This is a genomic window from Leptospira noguchii serovar Panama str. CZ214, from assembly GCF_000306255.2.
In the GTDB taxonomy this organism is placed as follows: domain Bacteria; phylum Spirochaetota; class Leptospiria; order Leptospirales; family Leptospiraceae; genus Leptospira; species Leptospira noguchii.
Map to the genome: position 1 here is coordinate 1 of NZ_AKWY02000034.1, position 21,084 is coordinate 21,084.

Consider the following 21,084-nt stretch of genomic DNA (forward strand, 5'->3'; position numbering starts at 1 on the left):
TATCCCCTGTGTGCCTTGGCGGTCTAAAACGCTTTCGTAAAAAGCGTTTTGCTGAGTTCGGGGAGCGAGACGCTGAGTTCAGGAAAACGTTTTGCTGAGTTCAATTTTGATTCTAAAATCCTATTCAACTTGTGGGGTTGGTTATGAATTTGTGGGAACTCTTACAATTTTAGTAACTGATGGACTTTCAGAAAATGTAATAAACTCAAAAATGCAACGTAATTTGTGGGAACTACTGCAATGTAATTTTACAGTTAAATTGTGTGGACTCATACTTTTAGAAAATTCTTTATCATTTTCTTGCGCAGAACTTTGTGCTATATATTCATTTTTAGATAAAAGATTTTTACTGTTTTTATGTATCTCTCATACTTAATAAATTAGCTCGGACAAAAAACTGGTTTTAAAGTTTATGTTTATTTTGTTCTAAGATTTTTTAAAATTTTAAACTTTTCTCAAAATTATGGACAAGTTAGACTTACTTGAACCTCGGAATGAGGTGCGTTATCCGGAACTGTAAATATGGTTTCTCTCACCACGGTTTCCGGATAACCATCTACTTTGGCAAGATCCCCTACACAACGAAGTCTATAATCTCCTGAATGAATGTATTTCATTTTAGTAGAAACACCTTGGACGGGAGATGCCATGAGAGGCAGTTTTGTATCAATTTCAGATTCAGAAAGACGATAAACGGAATAATAATGGGTTGTAGATGTCGTTCCACCTAACACTGTCAAGCTGGAGGCTTTTTCAGGACGGATGATCCTGGAACGAACCAGAAGTCCTCCTCCCATATCTGATTCTCCTTTATGGTCGCTATCTGGTTTCCAGTCACTAATACCGACTAACGTTCTTACTCCTCCTATACTGGAAACGTAAGAATGAATCATTAGATTCTCTTTTAAATTGATCCTTACTTCTAAAATATAAGGATCAAAACCAGGATATATAAGCATATCCTGGTCTCCTTTTTCTGCTTTGTAGAGTACCGGAAACACGAGAGGGGGGAAAACAGATTTTGTAGTAGCATCGGCTCCCGGTTTATAACTCAACCTAGGGACTATATTGATTCCAGGTACTCTGTAATTATCAAACAAGGTGAGATTAGAAAAAGTAAGTCCTGGCTCGGTGGCCCAAGCGGTTACCAAAGATCTTAAATACAAACCGGTATAATAGAATTGAACCGGGCCGTTTCCAAATGCTCCCCAGTCCGTTGCGGAGGTAGGATCGTTAGATGGGTAAGCAACTCCTTCTCCGTTAAAAAATTGAATCGCTTTGAATTCACCGTCGTTTAAACGACAGGAGTTCGAATTGGTAGTATAAGGAATTGTACAAAATACTTGTCGATTGGGTGCAATTTCATCCCAAAGATTTTTTGTATCTTTTACGTTTTTGACTAAACTCAGATCAAAAGACCCTTCTTGATATTTAGTAGATAAACGGATTTCCCCTATATCTATAAAAATCGGAAGATTTTGAGCCAGAGGTACTCCGTCTAAACCAAAAGCAGGGTCGGCACCTTCGCCACTTGTATCTTGATAAAGTTGCCCGGTTCCACCTGAATAGGCCTCAAATCCAATTGGATTATCGGTGGCGTAAGTTCCTTTTACAAGCAGTAACATTCTCTGATTGAATAAGGTACTGATTACTGGATTTTTAGAATGTTTGCCGTGCCAATCTCCTACTTTGCAAAAGAATATTAGAAAACACGAAAATACTAAAAAGAACCGTAAATAAGATCGTTTCATAAAAATACACTCACCATCAAACCAAACTGAAAAAATTCAGTATCTACTACTCTGTAATAATTGGGGTTACTCAGCCTGGAATCTTCGTAAGGACTTGTATAGGGATATTTTGTTTCTCTTGGTGCGTCCATACGAGACTCGTAAATTTTATTGTAATCAATTCGAATTCCGATTCGAATTTTTTTTCCGGCTACAAAACTAGTTTCTAATCCTATAATCATCATTGGATCCCAACGAGATGTGTTGGAAGGTCTTGCAACTACAAACGCTTCCCCACCTCCTGCACGAAGGATAAATGAAATCGGAAGGTCGAGCGGAATTTTATAACCCAATGCAAGATAGACCGGAATTGTAGTCAAAGCCCTTTCTGTCGCCGAAAGATAGTTTGCGTAAAAAGCCCCCATCTCGAGATAAAAGATCCAAGGCCAGGGAATTCTAAAAAAGAAACCGCCGCCTAACGTAGTATCCAGATATTTCTGAGTTTCGGTTCCGGGTAATGGGTTGGAAGCTCCTACCCAAACTCCAGCTTCCATTTTTCGATTGTCTTGATGCCCTTCTTGTTTATCTTCTTCTGTTTCTTCTGAATTTTCTAGATCTTCTTCCTCTTTAGAAATGACGCCGCTGGAAGGTAAACTTCCGGTTTGTGCTGTACGTTTCGAAAAAAACTCAGTAAAAAATCGATTCCAATTGGGTTGATAACCACCTAACAGCTCAAAGGTTCCCGGTTTTTGAGGAGAAGCAGATAAGATTCCCGGAAAAATTACAAACCAAATGAGAATTGTGGGTTTTAAAAAAATTCGAAACCGGAAGAACATAATTATTTTAGAAAATCCAAATGAGAATACATCAAATCGATTCCGGGGTAAGAATCGTAATAGGCCTTGATAAAATAAAGTCCGTAAGGAGGAAGTGTGATCCCTGCGATCGTTCTGTCTTTGGAGGAAAGGATTTCCAAAACGTTTGTATCTTTTCGTTTTCCGTTAGAAATTTCCAGAAGTGTACCTGTAAGAATCCGAATCATATTATGGAGAAAACCGTTTGCTCGGATCCTTATTTTCAAAAGACCTTCTAATTCTAAACTTCGTTCCAGCTTTGCGTCTAAAACCGTTCGAATCGTAGAACGCCCCTTGAGAGAAGCCACCTTTGCTAAACTGCGAAAATCGTGTTCTCCTTTTAATAGCTCAAGTTCGGCTTCTAATCGCGCAACGTCAATCCTATGTTGGTACCAAAAGGTTCTATTTTTCCAAGTAGGTCTTGGATATTTTGTATTTAGAATCCAATACTCGTATTCTCTCGAACTACAGGAAAAACGTGAATCGAAACTTTCATCCACTTCTGACATACTGAGTACAGAAAGCCCGGGATCTGTAATCGCATTTAAACTTAGAAGAAATTTACTGAAATTTTGTATGACTCTTTGTGTTTTAAAATTTACGATCATTCCTCGTGCGTGAACTCCTGTGTCAGTTCTACCTGCACCGGAAATATAAATTTCTTCCTTAAGAAGAACTTTAGCCGCCTTTTCTAAATTCTCCTGAATGCTGGGAAAATCTTTTTGAGTTTGAAAACCGTGGAAACAAAGTCCGTCGTATTCGACGAGGAGGGCGTAGTTTATTTTTCGCCTCCCATTTCCTCGATGAGTTTATTGTATTCGTCGTATAATTCTTTTGCCATGTCTATGATGACCGAAGGTTTAGACTTGGAACCTTTTCCGGAACCATACAGTCTGGAAAGGGTTCTTTTGGCTCTTACTAAAAGATTGAGTTTGGCTGCTGGATCGGGTGCGAGTTCATCCTTAAATTTCATTGTCAGATAAGCAGAAAGATAAATGACTCCATCAAACGCCCAGTTTTTATCCGTATCCGGACCTAAAATATAAGAAGCTTGGTCTACTGGTTCCGATCCACTTTGCATGATTTCCATGGTTTCAGTGTACCAGCCTGCAGCTTTTTGATAAAGAAGGTCTCGAACCTTATCAAATCCCATATTGGGAAAATCATTGTTTAGATCTTCAAAATACCAAGCACCTCGAACGGAACAAACTGCTTTTTTAGGAGTAGGTGCCACATTTGCTTTTCGATTTTGGTAACATTCAATAGCGAGAAGATAGGAAGCGGCACCTAAAACTAAATTGCGGTCCTGATAAAAATCCAATGGACCTAAAATTTTTTCAAGATTGGAACGTCTTGTGTCAAACTGAGAACGGACTTTTTCGATTTCTTCTGCGTCTAACGTGGACCAGTCTTTGGAAAAAGAGGAATAAAGACAACGGGGACAAACGCTGATTACGTAGTCGTTTGGGCTGACACGACCGAATTTTTTGTTCTTTTCGTAAAGTCTTCTAAGTTCTATGGTTAGTTTCCCGGCGATCAAACGTCCGCCGCCTTGGAACATATTTTCTTTTTGATGAACTTCGTTGCAGATCGGGCAAACCGTATCTTCCTTTGCACGAAACGAGATCTTTTTTCCTTGTGCGAGAGCGCTGGCTGTCATAGTCTTATGTATGAAAAACCCGAAAAAAAACGGGAACGGGCTGTCAATTCGAACACCATTCTAACCGATAGAGTAGGAAGAAAAGCACTAATTTCTTTGTTGCCTCCGGCCTAAAAAACCGGAAAGCTCTGGAAAAGGTTAACCGATGAAAAGACTGATTCTTATATCCATTCTGATTTCCATTCTTCCCGTTTCTGTGTTTGGAGAAGCGGTTTCTAGCAAGGCCTATAAAAAAAGGGTGGAATTGCTTCTGTATTTAAGAGCGATCGAGCCAATCGTTCGAAACTACAAAGGAGAAGTTCCTGGCGGACAGAATCAACAGAATACAGGTGCAACGGCTGCTAATAACCAGCAAACAGGGACTCCAGAACAAGATGGAGATAGGGTTAAAAAGTATAAGGAACTTAAAAGGCTCTATCAAGAAGGACTTCAATATTTCTTTGAAAATAATCACGTAAACGCATATCGTAGATTTTTAGAAGCTCAACTTGGAACAGAAATGTTATTGGAAGAACTTTCTCAATTTTACGTAGAAAGAACGGAAGAAATTTTAAAATCCGCGATTGAAAAGAAAAATCCTAATAATCCGGAAGATAGAAATTTAGTGGATATTGCAATTGAGTGGAGTAAAACTTCTTTTATCGTTAAGGATATGACTGCGAATCGAGAAGCTCCTCTCACTAGAAGAATGTACAATCCTAGAGATTTTCATTACGTAACTAATAAATACGCGATTGAGAAAAATATGGAAATGGGTTATAAATTTTTGGGGCTCGCCAAAGAAACTCGTAACAATGCTCTTAAAATCGAAAAACATTTAGAGAAACACCAGAAACTTCAGCCGAGCCATAGAAAACATAGAATTGAACACTATATCGCTGCGATTCAACTTTGTAGAGACGCAAGAGCAAATGCGATCAATATCTTCAAGTTGAAGTATCCATACGATAACTATTATCTATTCAAAAGTGATGCAAAAACTGAAGCCATCAAAGACGATGAAGGAAAGGCAGGACCTTCCGAACCGGTTTCTCTCAACGGAGTTACTTACGATTTTAGTCAAAATCCTACATTAGAATATGATCATAGAATGAGTCCTGTATTCGATCGTAGAATTCCGGAAGAATACCGTAGGGACGCTGTGGACATTTTAGAAAAAATTTACGATGACGAAGTCAAAAATAGAATTTTCTTAAAATGGGATCAGGAAAAACGTAAGCAGTTGATCGGAGATAAGGTTCCAAATAAATAAAGTTTTGGCGGCGCCCGGATTTGTGTAAACTGGACGCTGGTTCTAAAACGTGGAGTTCCCACACTTTTTAAATTTTATCTGTAAAATTGCTTTTTGGGGTAGTTCCTAGTTTCAGTGGTAAAATTTAGATTTGTAATAGTTCCCACAATTTGGATTTTACAGAGGATTCTAAAGTAAGAGTTCCCACAGATTTTAGAGAAAAATTCAATTATATAAAAATTAATTTTTTGCTTTCGACAGGCTTGCGTTAAGCAGAACTCAAGTTGTAATAGTTCCCACAAATTCAGATCTCACAGAGGAATTTTGAAAAAGTGAGAGTTCCCACATTACAGACTTTTTCCACTCAAAACTAGCTTTTCTAAAAAAGATTCTTTTGGAAGATAGCTTCGATGAACCCGTTGAAATTTATGGAAAGCCGTTTGGGCCGTTTTCCGAAATCCTATCGTAAAATCGTACTCAAAACATATTTAATAACAATCGTTTTAGTATTCAGTTTCGCGTTTCCAAGTTTGGTCACTGGATTGTTTTTCGCGCTTATAGGAAATCAAAAGAGAAAAAACGCCTCTTTTTTAAAAGGGTCTGCGGTTTGGGCGGATGCGATTATCTGGATGACTAAAACCCGATTTTTCAAAATTGGAGAATTTCAGATTCCACCGAAAGGTCACATGATTTTTTCGAATCACGTAAACGAGTTAGATTTTCCCTATGATTGTCTTGTAATCAATAAACCTTATCTTGCTAATCAAGTGATTAAAAAAACACTGATCGCGTATTGGTGGATGAGGGCGATGGGCTCGCAAGTGTTTGAAACTACAAAGGCGGCAACGATTGCAGTTTCTGTCAGAAACGTACTGAAGGGTTTGGATACTACTTCCTTTATCGTATATCCGGAAGGTCATAATTCGTATCGAGAAGAAATTCAACCCTTACAAAAAGGAATGATCAAACTCGCGTGGGAAAATAAGATCCCAGTGGTAGTCGTATTGAAGTCAGGACTGACCGGATATCAGACTTTAGAAAAAGGTTTTGTGGTAGCTTATAAACAGGCGGGAATTTACGATCCTGCACAATATTCTTCTTGGGAAGAATTTAAAGATTTTATTTTCGAAACTATGGATCGAGAAAAGAAAGCTCTTGATTCTATGCTTTCATCCGAAGTTCAAAAAGAATCGGTGCTCGTATCTTGATTTCTAAACTACTGGTTGCGAACCGAGGAGAAATTGCGGTTCGAGTGATCCGTACTTGTAAAAAACTAGGGATCAAAACCGTAGCGATTTATTCGGATGCGGATAAAAATTCTCCACACGTAAAATTCGCAGACGAATCCGTATATGTAGGGGAATCTAATCCTTCTTCTTCTTATTTAAATATTTCTAATATTCTTGACGCAATCAAAAAGACAAAGGCGGATGCGGTTCACCCAGGTTACGGATTTTTATCTGAAAAAAGTGAATTTGCAAAAGCATTAGAAAAAGAGAATGTTTTATTTTTAGGTCCTAGTCCGGAATCGATGGAGTTGATGGGGGATAAAATCAATTCCAGGATTAAAATGGAAGCATCTGGAGTTCCGGTTGTTCCAGGTTACAACGGACAAGACCAGGATCCTAAAATACTTCAAAAGGAAGCTGAAAAAATAGGTTATCCTTTGATGATTAAGGCGACCGCGGGAGGAGGAGGAAAGGGAATGAAACGGGTTTACAAACCAGAAGAATTCCTTTCTTCACTTGAAGCCGCACAAAGGGAAGCGCAGAAAGCTTTTGGGGACGGAACTGTTTTTTTAGAAAAATACGTAGAGACCCCTAGACATATCGAAGTGCAAGTTTTCGGAGATAAACACGGAAACGTTATGCACCTTTTTGAACGAGAATGTTCGATCCAGAGAAGACATCAAAAAGTGATCGAAGAATCTCCTGCTCCAAATTTGCCAATTTCTCTTCGGGATGAGATCTGTCAAGTTGCGGTCAAAGCGGCACAGTCTATCAGTTACGTGGGGGCCGGAACTGTAGAATTTATTTTAGGAAAAGATGGTAAGTTTTATTTTCTAGAGATGAATACAAGACTTCAAGTAGAACATCCAGTAACAGAATATATTACAGGACAAGATCTTGTAGAATGGCAGATCCGAGTGGCGGAAGGCAAAAAACTTTCTGAACTAACATTAGGAAAAACCGTCGTTCAGAACGGACATGCAATTGAAGCTCGTATTTATGCGGAAGATCCTGAAAATAATTTTTTACCTTCCACTGGTATATTAGAATATATTGAATTTCCCGATCGTGATTTTTTACGCGTAGACACGGGAGTGGAGACCGGTTCTGAAATTACAGTTTATTACGATCCTATGATTGCGAAGATGATTGTTTGGGGAAAAACTAGAGAAGAATGCGCTGTGCGTCTTAAAGAATCTATTGATTCTACGGTGATCTTTGGACCCGTAACCAACACGTTTTATTTATCTGGAATTCTTTCTCATGAAGAATTTAAAAAAGGGAATACTCATACTCATTTTCTGGAAGAACAAACAATTTTATTTACTCCTGAAAAGGAAGTTCAAGCAGATGCGTTTTCCTTTGCGGCAGCTGCACTTTCTGAAAAGAAAAAATCCCAAGGGATTTGGGAAGCGATTGGTTCGGGAGGTTTTTGGTGATAGAAGAAAATTTTCGATTTAGACATAAGGAAGAAGAAATTCCGGTTCGAGTGCGTTCTGGTTCTCCCGGAGACGTTTCCGTATCAATTACGTTAGGCGGAATTGTGCACGATTTTCGTATTTCTAGAAATTTTCAAAGTGAAGGAAATGGGCTTTTTTCCGGACCTGGAAATCATTGGAGAATACTTAGAAAAGGGAATCAAATTTTCATTCATCATAAAGGTTGGAATACAAAGGTACTTCTTTCCAATAGGGAAATTCATTTAGAGGAAGGAAGTGGTGGTCTGATCAAAAGCCCGATGCCTGGTAAAGTGATTCGAGTTGGAGTTTCTGTCGGAACTACGGTTAAAAAAGGTTCCGTGCTTGCGATTGTGGAAGCGATGAAGATGGAAAATAATCTACTTTCTCCCGGAGATGGAATCGTAGAGGAAGTTTTAGTCAAAGAAGGCAATATGGTTTCCCAAGACGATGTGATTTTAAAATTGAATCTGGTTTGAGTGTCATCATCGTAATTTGTGGGAACTCCCATTATTTGTAAATACGATTGGTTTCACTTGAACTTACTTCTTTAAATTTGTAGGAACTCATACATAAGTTTGATAACTAAAAAATAATTTAAAAATCTATTCACTACTTAAAAAAAATGTGATTTGTAATAGTTCCCACAAACTTGGATTTTACAGATTGATTTTGAAAAATGTAATAGTTCTCACAAACTTGGATTTTACAGATTGATTTTGAAAATGTAATAGTTCTCACAAACTTGGATTTTACAGATTGATTTTGAAAAATGTAATAGTTCCCACAAATCTGGATTTTACAGATTGATTTTGAAAAATGTAATAGTTCTCACAAACTTGGATTTTACAGATTAACTCTCAAAAATTGCATCAACTGAGTTATTGGCTTTTTGAAGGAGATCCTACCATTCTAAGATTTGAAACAAGTTTAACATAATATTCTTTTTATACGTCAGAGTAGTAATTTTTTACAACAACTCGAGTTAACCGCACCAAACTTTCTATTAGAAACGATTGTATGTTCGGTTTAGTGAATGACAGTCGGTTTTGCAAAAAAAATCTGTAAGTAGGGCGGGGCAAAATAGTGAGCGATACAGTGGAACAAAAATCAAATCGATCCATCGAGGAAGAAACTCGTAGAAGAAGAACCTTCGCGATCATTGCTCACCCTGACGCGGGAAAAACCACTCTTACAGAAAAACTTCTTTTGTATGGAGGTGCGATTCAACTCGCCGGAGCAGTAAAAGCTCGAAAAAATCGAAAAGCTGCAACTTCCGATTGGATGGAGATGGAAAAAGAAAAAGGAATTTCTATCACTTCCGCAGCGCTTCAGTTTGAATATTCTGGACACGTTCTCAACTTATTAGATACTCCCGGTCACGAAGATTTTTCGGAAGATACGTATCGTACATTGATTGCAGCGGATACCGCGGTGATGGTGTTAGACGCAGGTAAAGGAGTCGAGCCTCAAACGATTAAGTTGTTTAAGGTTTGTAGAGATCGTGGAATTCCAATTGTGACCTTCATCAATAAAATGGACAGGCCAACTAAAAATCTTTTCGCTCTTTTAGATGAAATCGAAAAGGTTCTAGAAATTTCTGCTGTGCCAATGGTATGGCCGATCGGAACCGGAGTAGATTTTAGCGGGGTTTATTCCCGTAAAGATAAGAAAATTCTAACATACGATAAAACTCCGGGAGGAAGTCAAAAGTCTTCTTTTCAAACTTCGGGAATCAATGATCCAGAATTGGATTCTAGATTTGAAGACTGGGTAATCAAAACTTTTCGAGAAGAATTAGAACTCGTAGAAGGTGGAATCTCAGAATTTAGTCAGGAAGATTTTTTAGATTCTAAAATTACTCCCGTTTTTTTTGGTTCCGCCGTAAATAATTTCGGGATTCAATTATTTTTGGACGAATTTATCAAGATCGCTCCTCCACCATTGTTCTTTCCTTTAAAAGATGGATCTAGATTGGACCCGATTCAGACACCGTTCAGCGGATTTATCTTTAAGGTCCAAGCAAATATGAATCGGCAACATAGAGATCGAATCGCATTTTTACGTGTGACGTCTGGTAAGTTTGAAAGAGGACTTAACGTGCTTCACGGAAGGCTCGGAAAATCTGTGAAACTATCTTCTTCTTTTGCGTTTTTTGGTCAGGATAGAAACACCGTAGACGAGGCTTATCCGGGAGATATTATCGGTCTTGTAAATCCTGGAACGTATGCGATTGGGGATATTGTAGCTTCTTCTAAAGTTCCAGATCTAAAATCTCTTCCGGTATTTGCGCCTGAACTTTTTGCTACAATTTCTTCTTCCGATACTTCAAGTATGAAAAGTTTTCGGAAAGGTATTGATCAATTGGCAGAAGAAGGAATTTTGCATTTGTTTTCTTCGCAGACGATCGGAGGAGGTTTACCTATCATAGGAGCGATGGGACAACTTCAGTTTGAAGTTTTTAAAAGAAGACTTTTAGATGAATACAACGCTCCTTCTACGATCACAATTTTACCTTATGTGATTTCCTGTTGGATCGGTCAGGAGGATTTGGGGAAGGTCCCTTCTTCTGCAAATCTTGTGACAGATCGAGGAGGTAGAGCGGCTCTTCTTTTTGATACCGAGTGGGATAAAGGATATTTTCAAAAAAAGAATCCGGAAATCACATTGTTGGACTATCCGCCTAGTCCTTAAATAATAAGGAATATTCTGGAATCTTAAAATAATGTGAATTCGGCGTAAAAAAATTGAGAAAGGGTTTCCAAAAATGTAAGTTTCTACGATTTAAGAACTTATTCGTAAAATCGCAATTTGCAGAACCTCCCACAAATTAAGACACATTACAAATTTTTAAACATTTATTTTTTGTATTAGTTCCTACAGTTTTAGAATTTGTTTGTAAGATTGTGATTTGTGCTAGTTCCCACAAATTTTACCGAAAAATTCAGTTGAAATGACATTTCTCATGACCTAGCCCCCGAATTAAGGACCAGCTGAAATTGTGAAAATCCTCCTGATGTATAATAAATTTGGAGGAAGCAATGAAGAAACGATATAGCGAAGAACAAATCCACAAAGTGTTGAAAGAATCGGAGTCAGGGGTCTCGACCCCTGAAATCTGTCGAAAGTATGGAATCAGCGGAAATACATTTTATCGCTGGCGTTCGAAATACGGCGGAATGGAACTAAGCGAATTAAAACGAATGAAGTCCTTGGAAGAAGAGAACGGCAAGCTGAAAAAGCTTTACGCAGAATTGGCTTTGGAAAACGAAGCGATCAAGATGTTACTTGAAAAAAAGTGGTAAGCCGGGAACAGAAACATGAAGCGATCATGCTCATCAAACCAAAACTTGGCGAACGAAAATCCTGTCGTCTTCTGAAAGAATCTCGAACCGGCTTTCGAAACAGATTCAAATTCTTTGATAAAGATAAGGAACTCAAAGAGCGCATCCGAGAATTGGCATACAAATATAAAAGAGCGGGTTACAGACAAATCCATGATTTTATACGAAAAGAAGAGAGAGTGAATCACAAACGAATCTATCGATTGTATGTGGAATTGGGCTTGAAATACCGAATCAAACAAAGGCGCAAACGATTGCCTTTGCCAACGGTTCCTAAACTTTTACCGGGAGCGTTTGGAGAAAGATGGTCGATGGATTTTATGTCGGACTCTCTTTATTCAGGAAGAAGATTCAGAATCTTGAATATAATCGATGACTATGGTCGTTTAGCAATAGCGACTCAACCGGAGTTCTCAATTCCTTCCGAGAGAGTTGTAAGAATTTTGAATGAAGTAATCGAAGTTTACGGTCTTCCGAAACAAATCGTTGTAGACAACGGTCCGGAATTTACTTCAAAATCTTTTTTGAAATGGGCACAGGAGAAAGGAATCGATATTCATTTTACGACCCCCGGGAAGCCGACTGAAAATGCTTTCATCGAAAGTTTTAACGGTAAGATGCGAAACGAATGTTTGAATGAAAATTGGTTTAAAAATATTGAAGAAGCCCGACGCCTTGTCGAAGATTGGAGGAAATTCTACAATTCTGAGAGGCCACATAGTTCTCTCGGGGGACGAACTCCCGAAGTATATTTAAGGTGCTCTGCTTAAGAGGATTTTAACTCATTACACTGGCACTAAAAACGGGGGCATGTCAGTTAATCTAAACTATGGAATTTTTCAACAACTCTATTATACAAATAGGATGTCGAATCTGAAATAAAAAAGTTGATGAAGTAAGAATCCGATCTTTTTCGGAGTCATACAATTTGTATTTGCACCAGATGTCTTTGAGGCGAAGGAACTTACGGGTTTCTTCGCCTATTTTTTAATTTCTAAAAAGATTTTATTGTGAGAAAATACAGTCAAGTAAAGAAAGATTTTTCTAGAAAGAGTATAAATCTAAATTCTATTTCTATTATATAGTTTTATTGAATAGTGTTCAAAGGCAAACTTGTGATTGTCAAGATTTCATAGTTATGTCCCTTAAAATGTGGGAACTACCACGCTTAAGATAAAATAAGTTTGATGTAAGAAAATCTGGGCGAATCCGGCTTGTCTAACCCGGATTTGGGCTTTCAACTCTGGTTAATAAATTGCATATAGAGTGTTATAAAATGCGATTTGTTGAACGTCCTGTAAGACCCCCGAAAAACTCAGCGAATGACTCTTTAAGGATCGGTATTCAGGGAGAGATCACTGAGTTCAAGAAGTGACTTGCTTTATTGAAAGAGCGTTCTGCTGAGTTTTCTCGCATTAATTCACGCTTAAAATAGCAAAAGTTTAATACCAAAAACATTTAAAAAAGTTTTTAAAGCTCTTAAGTAATATATACTGAAACAGTAATTTATAAATTTTGTATAAGTTCCTACATATAAAAACTTATAAATGATAGGTTCTTTTAAATTTGATTTTTATATTCTAAAGTCAAACAGTATGAGTTCTTACATTCAATTTTTTCTAAAAAAGATTGGTTTTACCAATAACTACATAACAGAATATCTAATATTTTTTGCTCAAATAAGTTTTTATGATAAAACTTTGCGGTAATCTATTCTATAGAATAAAATAGGAAACTAATTTTTTAAATTAAAGCGTAGATTCAAAATTTAGCAATTGTGAAAAATTTTATAATTTTGAAACTATAAATTTTTTGCTGAATTTTTAAATATAATTGCTGCTTAGGGGCATCATTAAATAAAAAATTTATAAACAACATAAATTCGGCATAAGAAAATTGAGAAAGAATGATTTTTTAAAAGTATGAGATCCTACAAAATCAGAATTTGTTCGTAAAATCCTGATTTTTTAATAGTTTTCACATTTTAAGGATCTGACTGTAACGTTTAAATTCCAACTTTTTTCAGAAAAATAATCATGAATTCTTTACACCGAACTTACTTTAAATAAAGTTCCTTTCAATAAATTATAAAACTTTCAAACAATTTGCTTTTGTAGGTTCCGATCTTGGATTCAAAAAAGTTAAACTTTAAAAATATAGACGAGTATATAAACCTTTTTCCGAAAGATGTACAAGACAAATTAAGAAAACTACGTTCTACCATTAGAAAGGCGGCGCCTAATGCAGAAGAAAAAATCAGTTATCAAATGCCTACTTTTGTTCTAAACGGTAATTTAGTTTATTTTGCAGCTTATAAAAAACATATCGGGTTTTATCCTACTTCAAGCGGAATTAAGAAATTTCAAACGGAGTTGACCAAATATAAAACCACTAAAGGAGCGATTCAATTTCCAATGGATCAACTTCTTCCTTTAAAGTTAATTGCGAAAATTGTGAAATACCGCATAAAAGAAAATACACAAACTAAAAAAAATAAGTCTTGAATTTGTTATAAACTGTTGAGAACGCTGAAGACTGTAAAGATGATTTACAATCTATATGGGCCAAAAGAATTTAGAAATTACTTTTTTATTCATATTAAAACTGGTTAGATTATATTCAGGAATTATAAATTTTATTCAGATGAAGATTTGTTTTTAGAATGGATGAGCGCTTATTTATGAATTTGAATAATCAAGAAAAAATCGATATTTTACGCATATCTAAAAAGATTTTTATATGTGTCGTTAGACATACTGGACAAGATTTAGATAAACTTTCACTAAAAACTTGTATTGTCAAGGATCTCGGAATATCCGGAGACGATATGGATGATTTGTTACAGGATATAACCCGGTATTTTCAAATTGATTGGTCTTCATTGAATTTTGAGAAAAATTTTGGTAAAGAAGGATTTTCGATTGTAGAATTTTTTGTTTTTTTAATTCGTTTTATTTTGAATTTAGTTTCCAATTTAATAAAAACAATTTTGCGAGTTTTGATAAACTTTAATTTTTCTCGCTTTAACTCTTTCAACAATGATCAAAAAAACATTCAAATAGAAAATCTAATTCTGGCCGCTTATTATGGAAGATGGAATAATACTTTGTTCTCGTATACAATTCCGATCGAAAGTGAAATTCAAAACTGGCAAATTCGATACTGGAAGAGATTTAAAAAAAGATACGGATCAAAGTTTAATAATTTTTGAATATAAAACTACTCGAAAGTATATAATTTTACTAATTTCTGTAAAATTGCATGTCTAAATGTATATTAGAGTTGTTGAAAACCACATAATGACGATCAACAAAACTGCTTCAATCGACCGTTTCCATAAAACAAAAACTAAGTGGCAAATTAATTTTCCATCAACTTTATTATAAAGCACTATTTCACATAAATTTGATAGAACCAAAATACGATAGCGATTATCGTGGAAATTGGGAGATAAAGAATCGTGTTAGTCTTTTTATCTATAAAATTCTAGAACAACAACTACGTGTCCGCGATCGCTACTCCCGTCGAAAATGTGCACTAAAAATGCTCATATTTCTTAGATTTTATTTATCTTAATTTTTTTCTTTGAATTTACTCTAATTATAGATAATTTAAAATAGTATAATGTTTTTATGTATTTTAAATGACTTGTCTCAAATGTTGTACAATCCGTTTTTAGATTCAATTTGTTAAAAAATGAATTCTCTATTTGTTTGTTACATTGAAATGGGTAGTTAAAACGGTTTTGCTAAACTTCATTATGGAATTTTTTAGCAACCCTACTGAAATCCATTCTAAAGAAATAAAAGCTTATGACTTTTATTTTTTAGAGAAATTGAGAATTTCTCGAGTAATCGAATTTAGATTCGTAGAACCTAATTCCTCTTCTAAAACTTTTTGTGCCTTTTCATACACCTTAGAAAGAATCGGCTGGATTGCATGACCGCAGATACATTTCTTATTCGGAGACTTTGAATGCATTTGAAAAATCTTTTCGTTTATAGCTTCGTAAATTTCTTTCAGATTGATGGACTCCGGAGTTTTTGCAAGAATGTAACCGCCGTTTGGTCCCATTTGATTCCGTACGATTCCTTGATTTTTTAAAAGTGATAAAATTTTGCGAATCACAACTGGATTTGTGTTCACACTTTCCGCAAGTTCTTCGGAAGTTTTAGTTTTACCTTCTCCTAACGAGAGTAAGGAAAGAATGTGAATTGCAACCGTAAATCGACTTGTCATATCTGTAAGACATCCGGTTACAGAATATAGTAAACGATTGTACGTGTCAAGTCAAAGCTATCCGTTTCCAGTTAGAGATATTTTTTAAGGTGGGTTTTTGGGAGAAAGAAATTATGAGATCGATCTTGAATTGAAAATGATGAGTTTAAAATTGAAAAAATATCTGGATTGATTGATTTTCATCCTATTATTCATTTCTATAGTATGAAATTGAGCATTTAAATGGCTATTATAAATGTCGTTTTACGTAAGTTTGATTTTCTCCAATGAGAAAGCGATTGAAGGTCAGGGATTCAGCAGAACACTCTCTATCATAACCTTACCCACAATCATTTAGATCTCAATATAAATCTGTCGGAATTACTACAAATCCTCTGTAAAACTGAGTTCCCACCCCACAACGCGATCCATAGTGAGAGCGTTGTATGAGTTTTCCCTAATTTTGGGTGATAACTCAATGAATTACTTCCCATGGGTCGCAATTCAGGTGGAAAGGTTTGAGAGACTTTTCTCTATCAGAAAATTATACTTTTTGCAAGTAAAAAAGGCTCATTCTTGTCGGAACACTTGAAAAATATGCGTTGATTCTAAAATCATCTTCAATTGTGGGGTTGGTTACGACTCCCTGAGTGCCGATCCTTAGAGAAGCATTCGCTTTAGTTTCCTGGTCGCTCTGCAGGTCGTTCGACAGATCGTGTTAAACTCAGCAGAACGCTCTCTATGATCAGTTCTATATTAAAACTTAAGATGAAATAGAACATTGAGTTTTTTTAATACAATTGATTATAGCTGAGAGCGTCAGTCGGATTCGTCCCTATTTTCTTACGCTGAATTCTTATTATTGAAGTATTCAAGCTATTGGCGCTTTATGATGTAGTTCTGGTAATCCCTATAAAACTGAGTAACGAAAATTTTAATCGTAATCAAGTTTCGATAAAAATATTGATCAAAAGAAGTATGTTTACTTGAATGTTTTTAATTTAAAATTATTTAAGTAATTTAAAATATTCAAATATACTTTTTTTTAAAAAAACAAATGTTTCTCTGAAATCTAAAGTCAACAAAGTGTTTTTATAAACCCAGTTTGGATATAGGACTAAAAATAACACGAGTATGTCGAAAGCCGACTCACTCTAAATAGACGTCTTTATTTTAGATTGACATGTACGGGAATGTATTGAATGGAAGTGCTACCTTGACTGAACCATTCGGGGACGGCTTTTCTCCAGGAAATAAACTGTGGCGATTCCAGATGTTGTTTTCTCGCGGTTTCGTTTTTATAAATTTCCATAAATAAAAATCTGCCTGGATCACCATCGCCTTGAAGTACGTCTAACCTTAAGATTCCTTCTTCAGACTCTATTGATTCTTTTGCCATTTCTTGACTGATCTTTTTGAATTCTTCTATCTTTTCTTCTAAAACTTTATATGAGGATACAACCACGATCATAAGAACAGAATTTTTGAATATGGAAACGTTGGGAAGAAAAATCCTACTTGCGTTAACACATAGAAATCAGAAGAATCCATAAAATGAAATTGAATACTCGAATTACAGAAATGCTCAGAATCGATTTACCTATCATCGGAGCTCCTATGTTTTTAGTTTCGTATCCTGATTTGGTGGTAGCGGTATCCGAAGCGGGTGGGATTGGTTGTTTTCCTTCTCTCAATTATAGGTCTCCAGAACAACTCAAAGACGGCATTCAAGAAATCCGTTCTAAAACCAAAAAACCGATCGGAGTCAATTTGATACTCCACAAATCGCATAACCCAAATTGGTCTAAGCAGTTGCAAGTTGTATTGGATGCTAAGGTGGAACTGTTGATCACTAGTTTAGGTAGTCCTCGTACGGTTGTCAACGAAGCCAAAAGTGTAGGCGCTAAGGTTTTTTGCGATGTTACAACTTTAAAACATGCGAATATAGTCGCAAAGGCGGGTGCGGACGCTTTGATAGCGGTTGCACAAGGTGCCGGCGGGCACGCAGGAAATATTTCTCCATTTAGTCTTTATCCGTATCTTAAAAAAGAAACGGGTTTACCTATCATCGCGGCGGGTGCGATTTCTAGTGGTGCACAGATGTTGGCTGCCCTTTCGTTAGACGCGGATGCGGTTTACGTAGGTACCAGATTGATTGCAACTCCGGAAGCGCAGGCTTCCGAAGAATATAAGAAAATGCTCATAGAATCCGGTCCCGAAGAAATTGTGTATACCGAAAAAATATCCGGAATTCCAGCTAATTGGCTCAAGAAATCTGTGGAGAAGGCGGGGGATCTTTCTCATAGTGGACAATCTCAAAATTTGGATCAGGAATACAAACGATGGAGAGATATCTGGTCTGCCGGCCATGGTGTTGCTCAGATTCAAGGATTGATTCCCGCCAGAGAAATTATTTTAGGTATGGTAAAAGAATATTCTGATATTCTAAATCGATTACCTCATTGCATTTAAGCACGTTTATTTCTAAGAGAAATCATATGAAAAACTCCGAATATTAGAATTTGAATACAGTCTAAGAGGATATTGTTTGATTTATTTCGTAATAGGAACCAGAAATATACAATTTCTAATAGATGTACAACCAAGGTTCCATATCCTACTGCCTTGATTAGAAAACCAAGATGGGATTCTACCGAAATGAGACCAAATAAAAGAGCACCAAAGATAATCCAAAATAAAACGGCTCCGATTTTAACTGCTGATAATATTAAATGCATAGATTTGTTCCTATCGCATTTCCAAAAAACTTTGTATTTTGTGTAAAATTCAAAATATTATTTTAAAAAACGATTCTGAAAAATTTCGCTCATTGAAACTTTTGGTCAAGTAAAAAAGATACAATCGATTGACTCGAATTCTAAAGAAGAAAAATTGATCGAATGTTGCCCTGTTGTCATCATTTACTATCTTCTCATCGAATTTCTAACGAAACTACTCCGTTTCCTTGGAAAGATCCAAAATGTCTACCACCTCTAAGAGACGACCAATCTCCGGAACACATCCCTTTGTTAGAAAAATATGGAATTCCTTTCTTAATTGATATTCATACCCATTTTTTTCCTGAGTATGTGATGAAACAAATTTGGAAGTGGTTTGATGGAGTGCATTGGGAAATTGCGTATCGGGAAACTGAAACCAAACGATTGGAAATTTTAAATAGAAATAGAATTTTTCATTTTACAACTTTAAACTATGCTCATAAAGAAAAAATGGCAGAAGGTTTAAATCGCTGGGTATATGAAACTCATAGTAAAACAAGGGGTACAATCCAGTTCGGAACTTTTTTTCCAGAAAAAGGTTGTTTGGATTATACAAAAAAGGCCGTGGAAGAATACGGATTTCGAGGTTTTAAACTGCACTGCGAAGTAAGTCGGTTGGACTTGACTAGATCTGATCTTTCGGAAACATTTTACTATCTCGAAAAAAAAGAAATTCCTATTATAATTCATTCAGGTGATGCGCCTCTTCCGGGACCTTATACGAATATTAGATATTTTAGATCTTTTATAGAGCGTTATCCGAAATTAAAGGTTGTAGTTGCTCATATGGGGGCTTCCGAGGTTTGGGAATATTCGGAGCTACTTGAAATTTATCCAGAACTTCGGATGGATACTACAATGGTTTTTGTGGATTTTTTAGCTACAGGGGAAAATACGGATTCTTATTTAGAAATTTTAGAACGTTATCCGGATAGAATTCATTTCGGATCGGATTTTCCGAATATACCTTACGCTCTTAGTCATCCTATTTGTAACCTACTCAATACATCTCTTTCCGGAGAGATCAAAAGAAAAATTTTTCTGGAAAATAGCGCGAAACTTTTTGGGATTTCGATTTAAAACGAATTCAAAAATTAAGTTTTTTAGATTTTAAAATATAGGTTTCAATTCTAAATCAAAGTTAGGAAAAAACTTGCCAAAGAGTGTTCTGTATCTACTCTTTTCTATATGTGCGACATTTTAAAGCGAATATTCGGATTTGTACTCGCCGGATTTCTTGCCATTCAGTGCGGAAAAAAAAATTCCTCTCTATCCGAAGAAACTTATAAAAAGGTCGCGGATGCTTATTGCACTCAGATGAATCGTTGTAAAGAGCCTTATCTTTCTTCTTTAGAAGGAAAATTCAGGAAAGAGGCGGCTCTTACCTATCCTGACAATGTTCAGTGTTACAGCGATTTTAATTACGACTTCGATAAGTCCGAGCCGATCGTTTTAAAAAAACTCAGTGATAATCTGAAATTAGAAGCAGAACTTTGTATTAAAAGTGTAAAACGCGCGGATTGTGGTTCTATCGTAACGTATCAAATTCCGGAATGTGTAGAATACAATACGTTTTTAGAAACGATTTCCATTCCTTCTTTAACAAAATAAAAGTTTTATCTTAAGAAATTGTATCGGTGTTACAATTTAGAATTATAGAATCAAATATTTAATTTTACATCAAAACGTAAATTTTCTATAATCCAGATTTGTATAAGTTTCTATAATCTATGTTAGTTGAAAAATTATAAATTTAAAAAAAATTCTTAGATATTTTTATCGTCTTTAATATTAGAGTTTTTGAAAAATCAATTCTCTATTTGTTTCTGTCAAATAGAAACGTTTGATTGAAGCAGTTTTGTTGATCTAAATTTTCAATAACTCTATTGTTATGTTTACAAAAAATTGAGAGAAAATATGAAAAATTTTCTAAAAACTTTTTTGGCCTTGAGAAAAATTAAATGACTACGAGCTATCTCAAAAATATCTTAGAGACGGCATTTTAAGCAAAGATAAAGTATTTTTGAGATAATTTCTAAGAAATAAAAATTGATTAAAATATTTCAAATAGGATTCTATTTTAAAATCTCATTTTTATAAAATAAAATGAGTTCTATTATTTTTGAGATCTTATAAAGGAGATAAATCCTTAAAAAAGTTTGTAAAAAGAAAAGATCCGATTCGTCGAATGATTCAACTTTAGCTTATCCAAAAATTTCAAAAATCAACTCAAATCGATTGGATTATAGAATCAGAGAATATTTTCGGATAAATTATAAATTAATTTTAAAAGGGACAAATATAACTAATTTCAAAAATGAAAATGGATTTTAAGTTCAAGATGATGGTTCTATTTTTATTTTAAAAGATCACATTTTGATTGATGCTAAAAATCTGAAGTCCCAAAGGAGCCGGTATGTCTTACAAAATGGACGGAGCGAAATTCCAAACAATGGAAGAATTGATCGACGCTTTTTATCCTCTTTATTCGGATACTATGTCCGAAGACGACTTTGAAAAATACGTTCAGGATAACGCGAGAGAAGAATAATTTTTTTTAGAGCGTAATTGAAAGGGGATT

At 35.6% G+C, this 21,084-nt stretch carries 19 protein-coding genes; 12 read left to right on the forward strand and 7 right to left on the reverse strand.

Features of this window, described 5'->3' with window-relative positions; all coding sequences use genetic code 11:
* Positions 1–461: 461 nt before the first annotated feature.
* Genes LEP1GSC059_RS17370 through LEP1GSC059_RS17385 form a run of 4 tightly spaced genes read right to left on the reverse strand, consistent with a single transcriptional unit; the run spans position 462 to position 4,244 of the window.
* Positions 462–1,751 carry an LIC11270 family surface protein gene (locus LEP1GSC059_RS17370; protein WP_020981289.1) on the reverse strand — a complete coding sequence of 430 codons (1,290 nt, stop codon included), beginning with the start codon at positions 1,749–1,751 and terminating at the stop codon, positions 462–464.
* Positions 1,748–2,566 (reverse strand): hypothetical protein, encoded by an 819-nt coding sequence (locus tag LEP1GSC059_RS17375; RefSeq protein ID WP_002178891.1) that lies wholly within the window; start codon positions 2,564–2,566, stop codon positions 1,748–1,750. Before LEP1GSC059_RS17375 ends, LEP1GSC059_RS17370 begins: the two co-directional genes overlap by 4 nt.
* 2 nt (positions 2,567–2,568) lie before the next feature.
* Positions 2,569–3,366, reverse strand: a complete 798-nt coding sequence (truA, locus tag LEP1GSC059_RS17380) for a tRNA pseudouridine(38-40) synthase TruA (protein ID WP_081099801.1) — start codon at positions 3,364–3,366, stop codon at positions 2,569–2,571.
* Positions 3,363–4,244 (reverse strand): DUF2225 domain-containing protein, encoded by an 882-nt coding sequence (locus tag LEP1GSC059_RS17385; RefSeq protein WP_002178635.1) that lies wholly within the window; start codon positions 4,242–4,244, stop codon positions 3,363–3,365. The genes truA and LEP1GSC059_RS17385 overlap by 4 nt, the downstream gene beginning before the upstream one ends.
* Before the next feature lie 145 nt (positions 4,245–4,389).
* Between LEP1GSC059_RS17385 and LEP1GSC059_RS17390 the strand changes: the two genes are divergently transcribed.
* From LEP1GSC059_RS17390 to LEP1GSC059_RS17430, 8 genes are all read left to right on the forward strand, one after another.
* Positions 4,390–5,496, forward strand: coding sequence for an LIC11274 family protein (locus LEP1GSC059_RS17390; RefSeq protein WP_002178684.1), 1,107 nt, complete (start codon positions 4,390–4,392; stop codon positions 5,494–5,496).
* A 389-nt stretch (positions 5,497–5,885) separates the two neighbouring features.
* The gene (locus LEP1GSC059_RS17395) at positions 5,886–6,683 is read left to right on the forward strand and encodes a lysophospholipid acyltransferase family protein (RefSeq protein ID WP_002178573.1); all 798 of its coding nucleotides are present in this window, start codon (positions 5,886–5,888) and stop codon (positions 6,681–6,683) included.
* Positions 6,680–8,143: an acetyl-CoA carboxylase biotin carboxylase subunit gene (locus tag LEP1GSC059_RS17400; RefSeq protein ID WP_002178859.1), complete on the forward strand. Its 1,464-nt coding sequence runs from the start codon at positions 6,680–6,682 to the stop codon at positions 8,141–8,143. Before LEP1GSC059_RS17395 ends, LEP1GSC059_RS17400 begins: the two co-directional genes overlap by 4 nt.
* Positions 8,140–8,640, forward strand: a complete 501-nt coding sequence (locus LEP1GSC059_RS17405) for an acyl-CoA carboxylase biotin carboxyl carrier protein subunit (RefSeq protein WP_020981321.1) — start codon at positions 8,140–8,142, stop codon at positions 8,638–8,640. Before LEP1GSC059_RS17400 ends, LEP1GSC059_RS17405 begins: the two co-directional genes overlap by 4 nt.
* A gap of 607 nt (positions 8,641–9,247) precedes the next feature.
* Complete coding sequence (locus LEP1GSC059_RS17410; protein ID WP_002178817.1) at positions 9,248–10,855, forward strand: peptide chain release factor 3; 1,608 nt, start codon at positions 9,248–9,250, stop codon at positions 10,853–10,855.
* Between the two features lie 347 nt (positions 10,856–11,202).
* Positions 11,203–12,275, forward strand: a protein-coding gene (locus tag LEP1GSC059_RS17420) for an IS3 family transposase (RefSeq protein WP_420323984.1) whose coding sequence is annotated in 2 segments (ribosomal slippage) — positions 11,203–11,452 and positions 11,452–12,275 — 1,074 coding nt in all. Because the reading frame shifts where the segments join, the coding sequence is not laid out codon by codon here.
* A gap of 1,356 nt (positions 12,276–13,631) precedes the next feature.
* Positions 13,632–14,009 carry an iron chaperone gene (locus LEP1GSC059_RS17425; RefSeq protein ID WP_020981212.1) on the forward strand — a complete coding sequence of 126 codons (378 nt, stop codon included), beginning with the start codon at positions 13,632–13,634 and terminating at the stop codon, positions 14,007–14,009.
* A gap of 176 nt (positions 14,010–14,185) precedes the next feature.
* On the forward strand, positions 14,186–14,716 hold the full coding sequence (locus tag LEP1GSC059_RS17430) for a DUF1493 family protein (protein ID WP_017214596.1): 531 nt from the start codon (positions 14,186–14,188) through the stop codon (positions 14,714–14,716).
* 608 nt (positions 14,717–15,324) lie between these two features.
* Here LEP1GSC059_RS17430 and LEP1GSC059_RS17435 read toward each other — a convergent pair.
* On the reverse strand, positions 15,325–15,744 hold the full coding sequence (locus LEP1GSC059_RS17435) for an Rrf2 family transcriptional regulator (RefSeq protein WP_017214597.1): 420 nt from the start codon (positions 15,742–15,744) through the stop codon (positions 15,325–15,327).
* A 1,147-nt stretch (positions 15,745–16,891) separates the two neighbouring features.
* A complete protein-coding gene (locus LEP1GSC059_RS17440) occupies positions 16,892–17,194 on the reverse strand; it encodes a putative quinol monooxygenase (RefSeq protein ID WP_017214598.1) in 303 nt (100 codons plus the stop codon).
* An 83-nt stretch (positions 17,195–17,277) separates the two neighbouring features.
* On the opposite strand from LEP1GSC059_RS17440, the gene LEP1GSC059_RS17445 reads away from it, so the two are divergent.
* Positions 17,278–18,195, forward strand: coding sequence for an NAD(P)H-dependent flavin oxidoreductase (locus tag LEP1GSC059_RS17445; protein WP_002178580.1), 918 nt, complete (start codon positions 17,278–17,280; stop codon positions 18,193–18,195).
* Here the strand turns inward: LEP1GSC059_RS17445 and LEP1GSC059_RS17450 are convergent.
* Complete coding sequence (locus LEP1GSC059_RS17450) at positions 18,192–18,461, reverse strand: hypothetical protein (protein WP_017214599.1); 270 nt, start codon at positions 18,459–18,461, stop codon at positions 18,192–18,194. The genes LEP1GSC059_RS17445 and LEP1GSC059_RS17450 overlap by 4 nt on opposite strands.
* Before the next feature lie 162 nt (positions 18,462–18,623).
* Here LEP1GSC059_RS17450 and LEP1GSC059_RS17455 point away from each other — a divergent pair, with 162 nt between their 5' ends.
* The 3 genes from LEP1GSC059_RS17455 to LEP1GSC059_RS24555 all read left to right on the forward strand — a co-directional run bounded on the left by LEP1GSC059_RS17455 (position 18,624) and on the right by LEP1GSC059_RS24555 (position 21,054).
* Positions 18,624–19,583: an amidohydrolase family protein gene (locus LEP1GSC059_RS17455; protein ID WP_020981209.1), complete on the forward strand. Its 960-nt coding sequence runs from the start codon at positions 18,624–18,626 to the stop codon at positions 19,581–19,583.
* Between the two features lie 108 nt (positions 19,584–19,691).
* The gene (locus tag LEP1GSC059_RS17460; protein WP_002178841.1) at positions 19,692–20,114 is read left to right on the forward strand and encodes an LA_2478/LA_2722/LA_4182 family protein; all 423 of its coding nucleotides are present in this window, start codon (positions 19,692–19,694) and stop codon (positions 20,112–20,114) included.
* 805 nt (positions 20,115–20,919) lie between these two features.
* Entirely contained in the window at positions 20,920–21,054 is a 135-nt protein-coding gene (locus LEP1GSC059_RS24555; protein WP_002154666.1) for a hypothetical protein, read from the forward strand.
* Positions 21,055–21,084 lie beyond the last annotated feature (30 nt).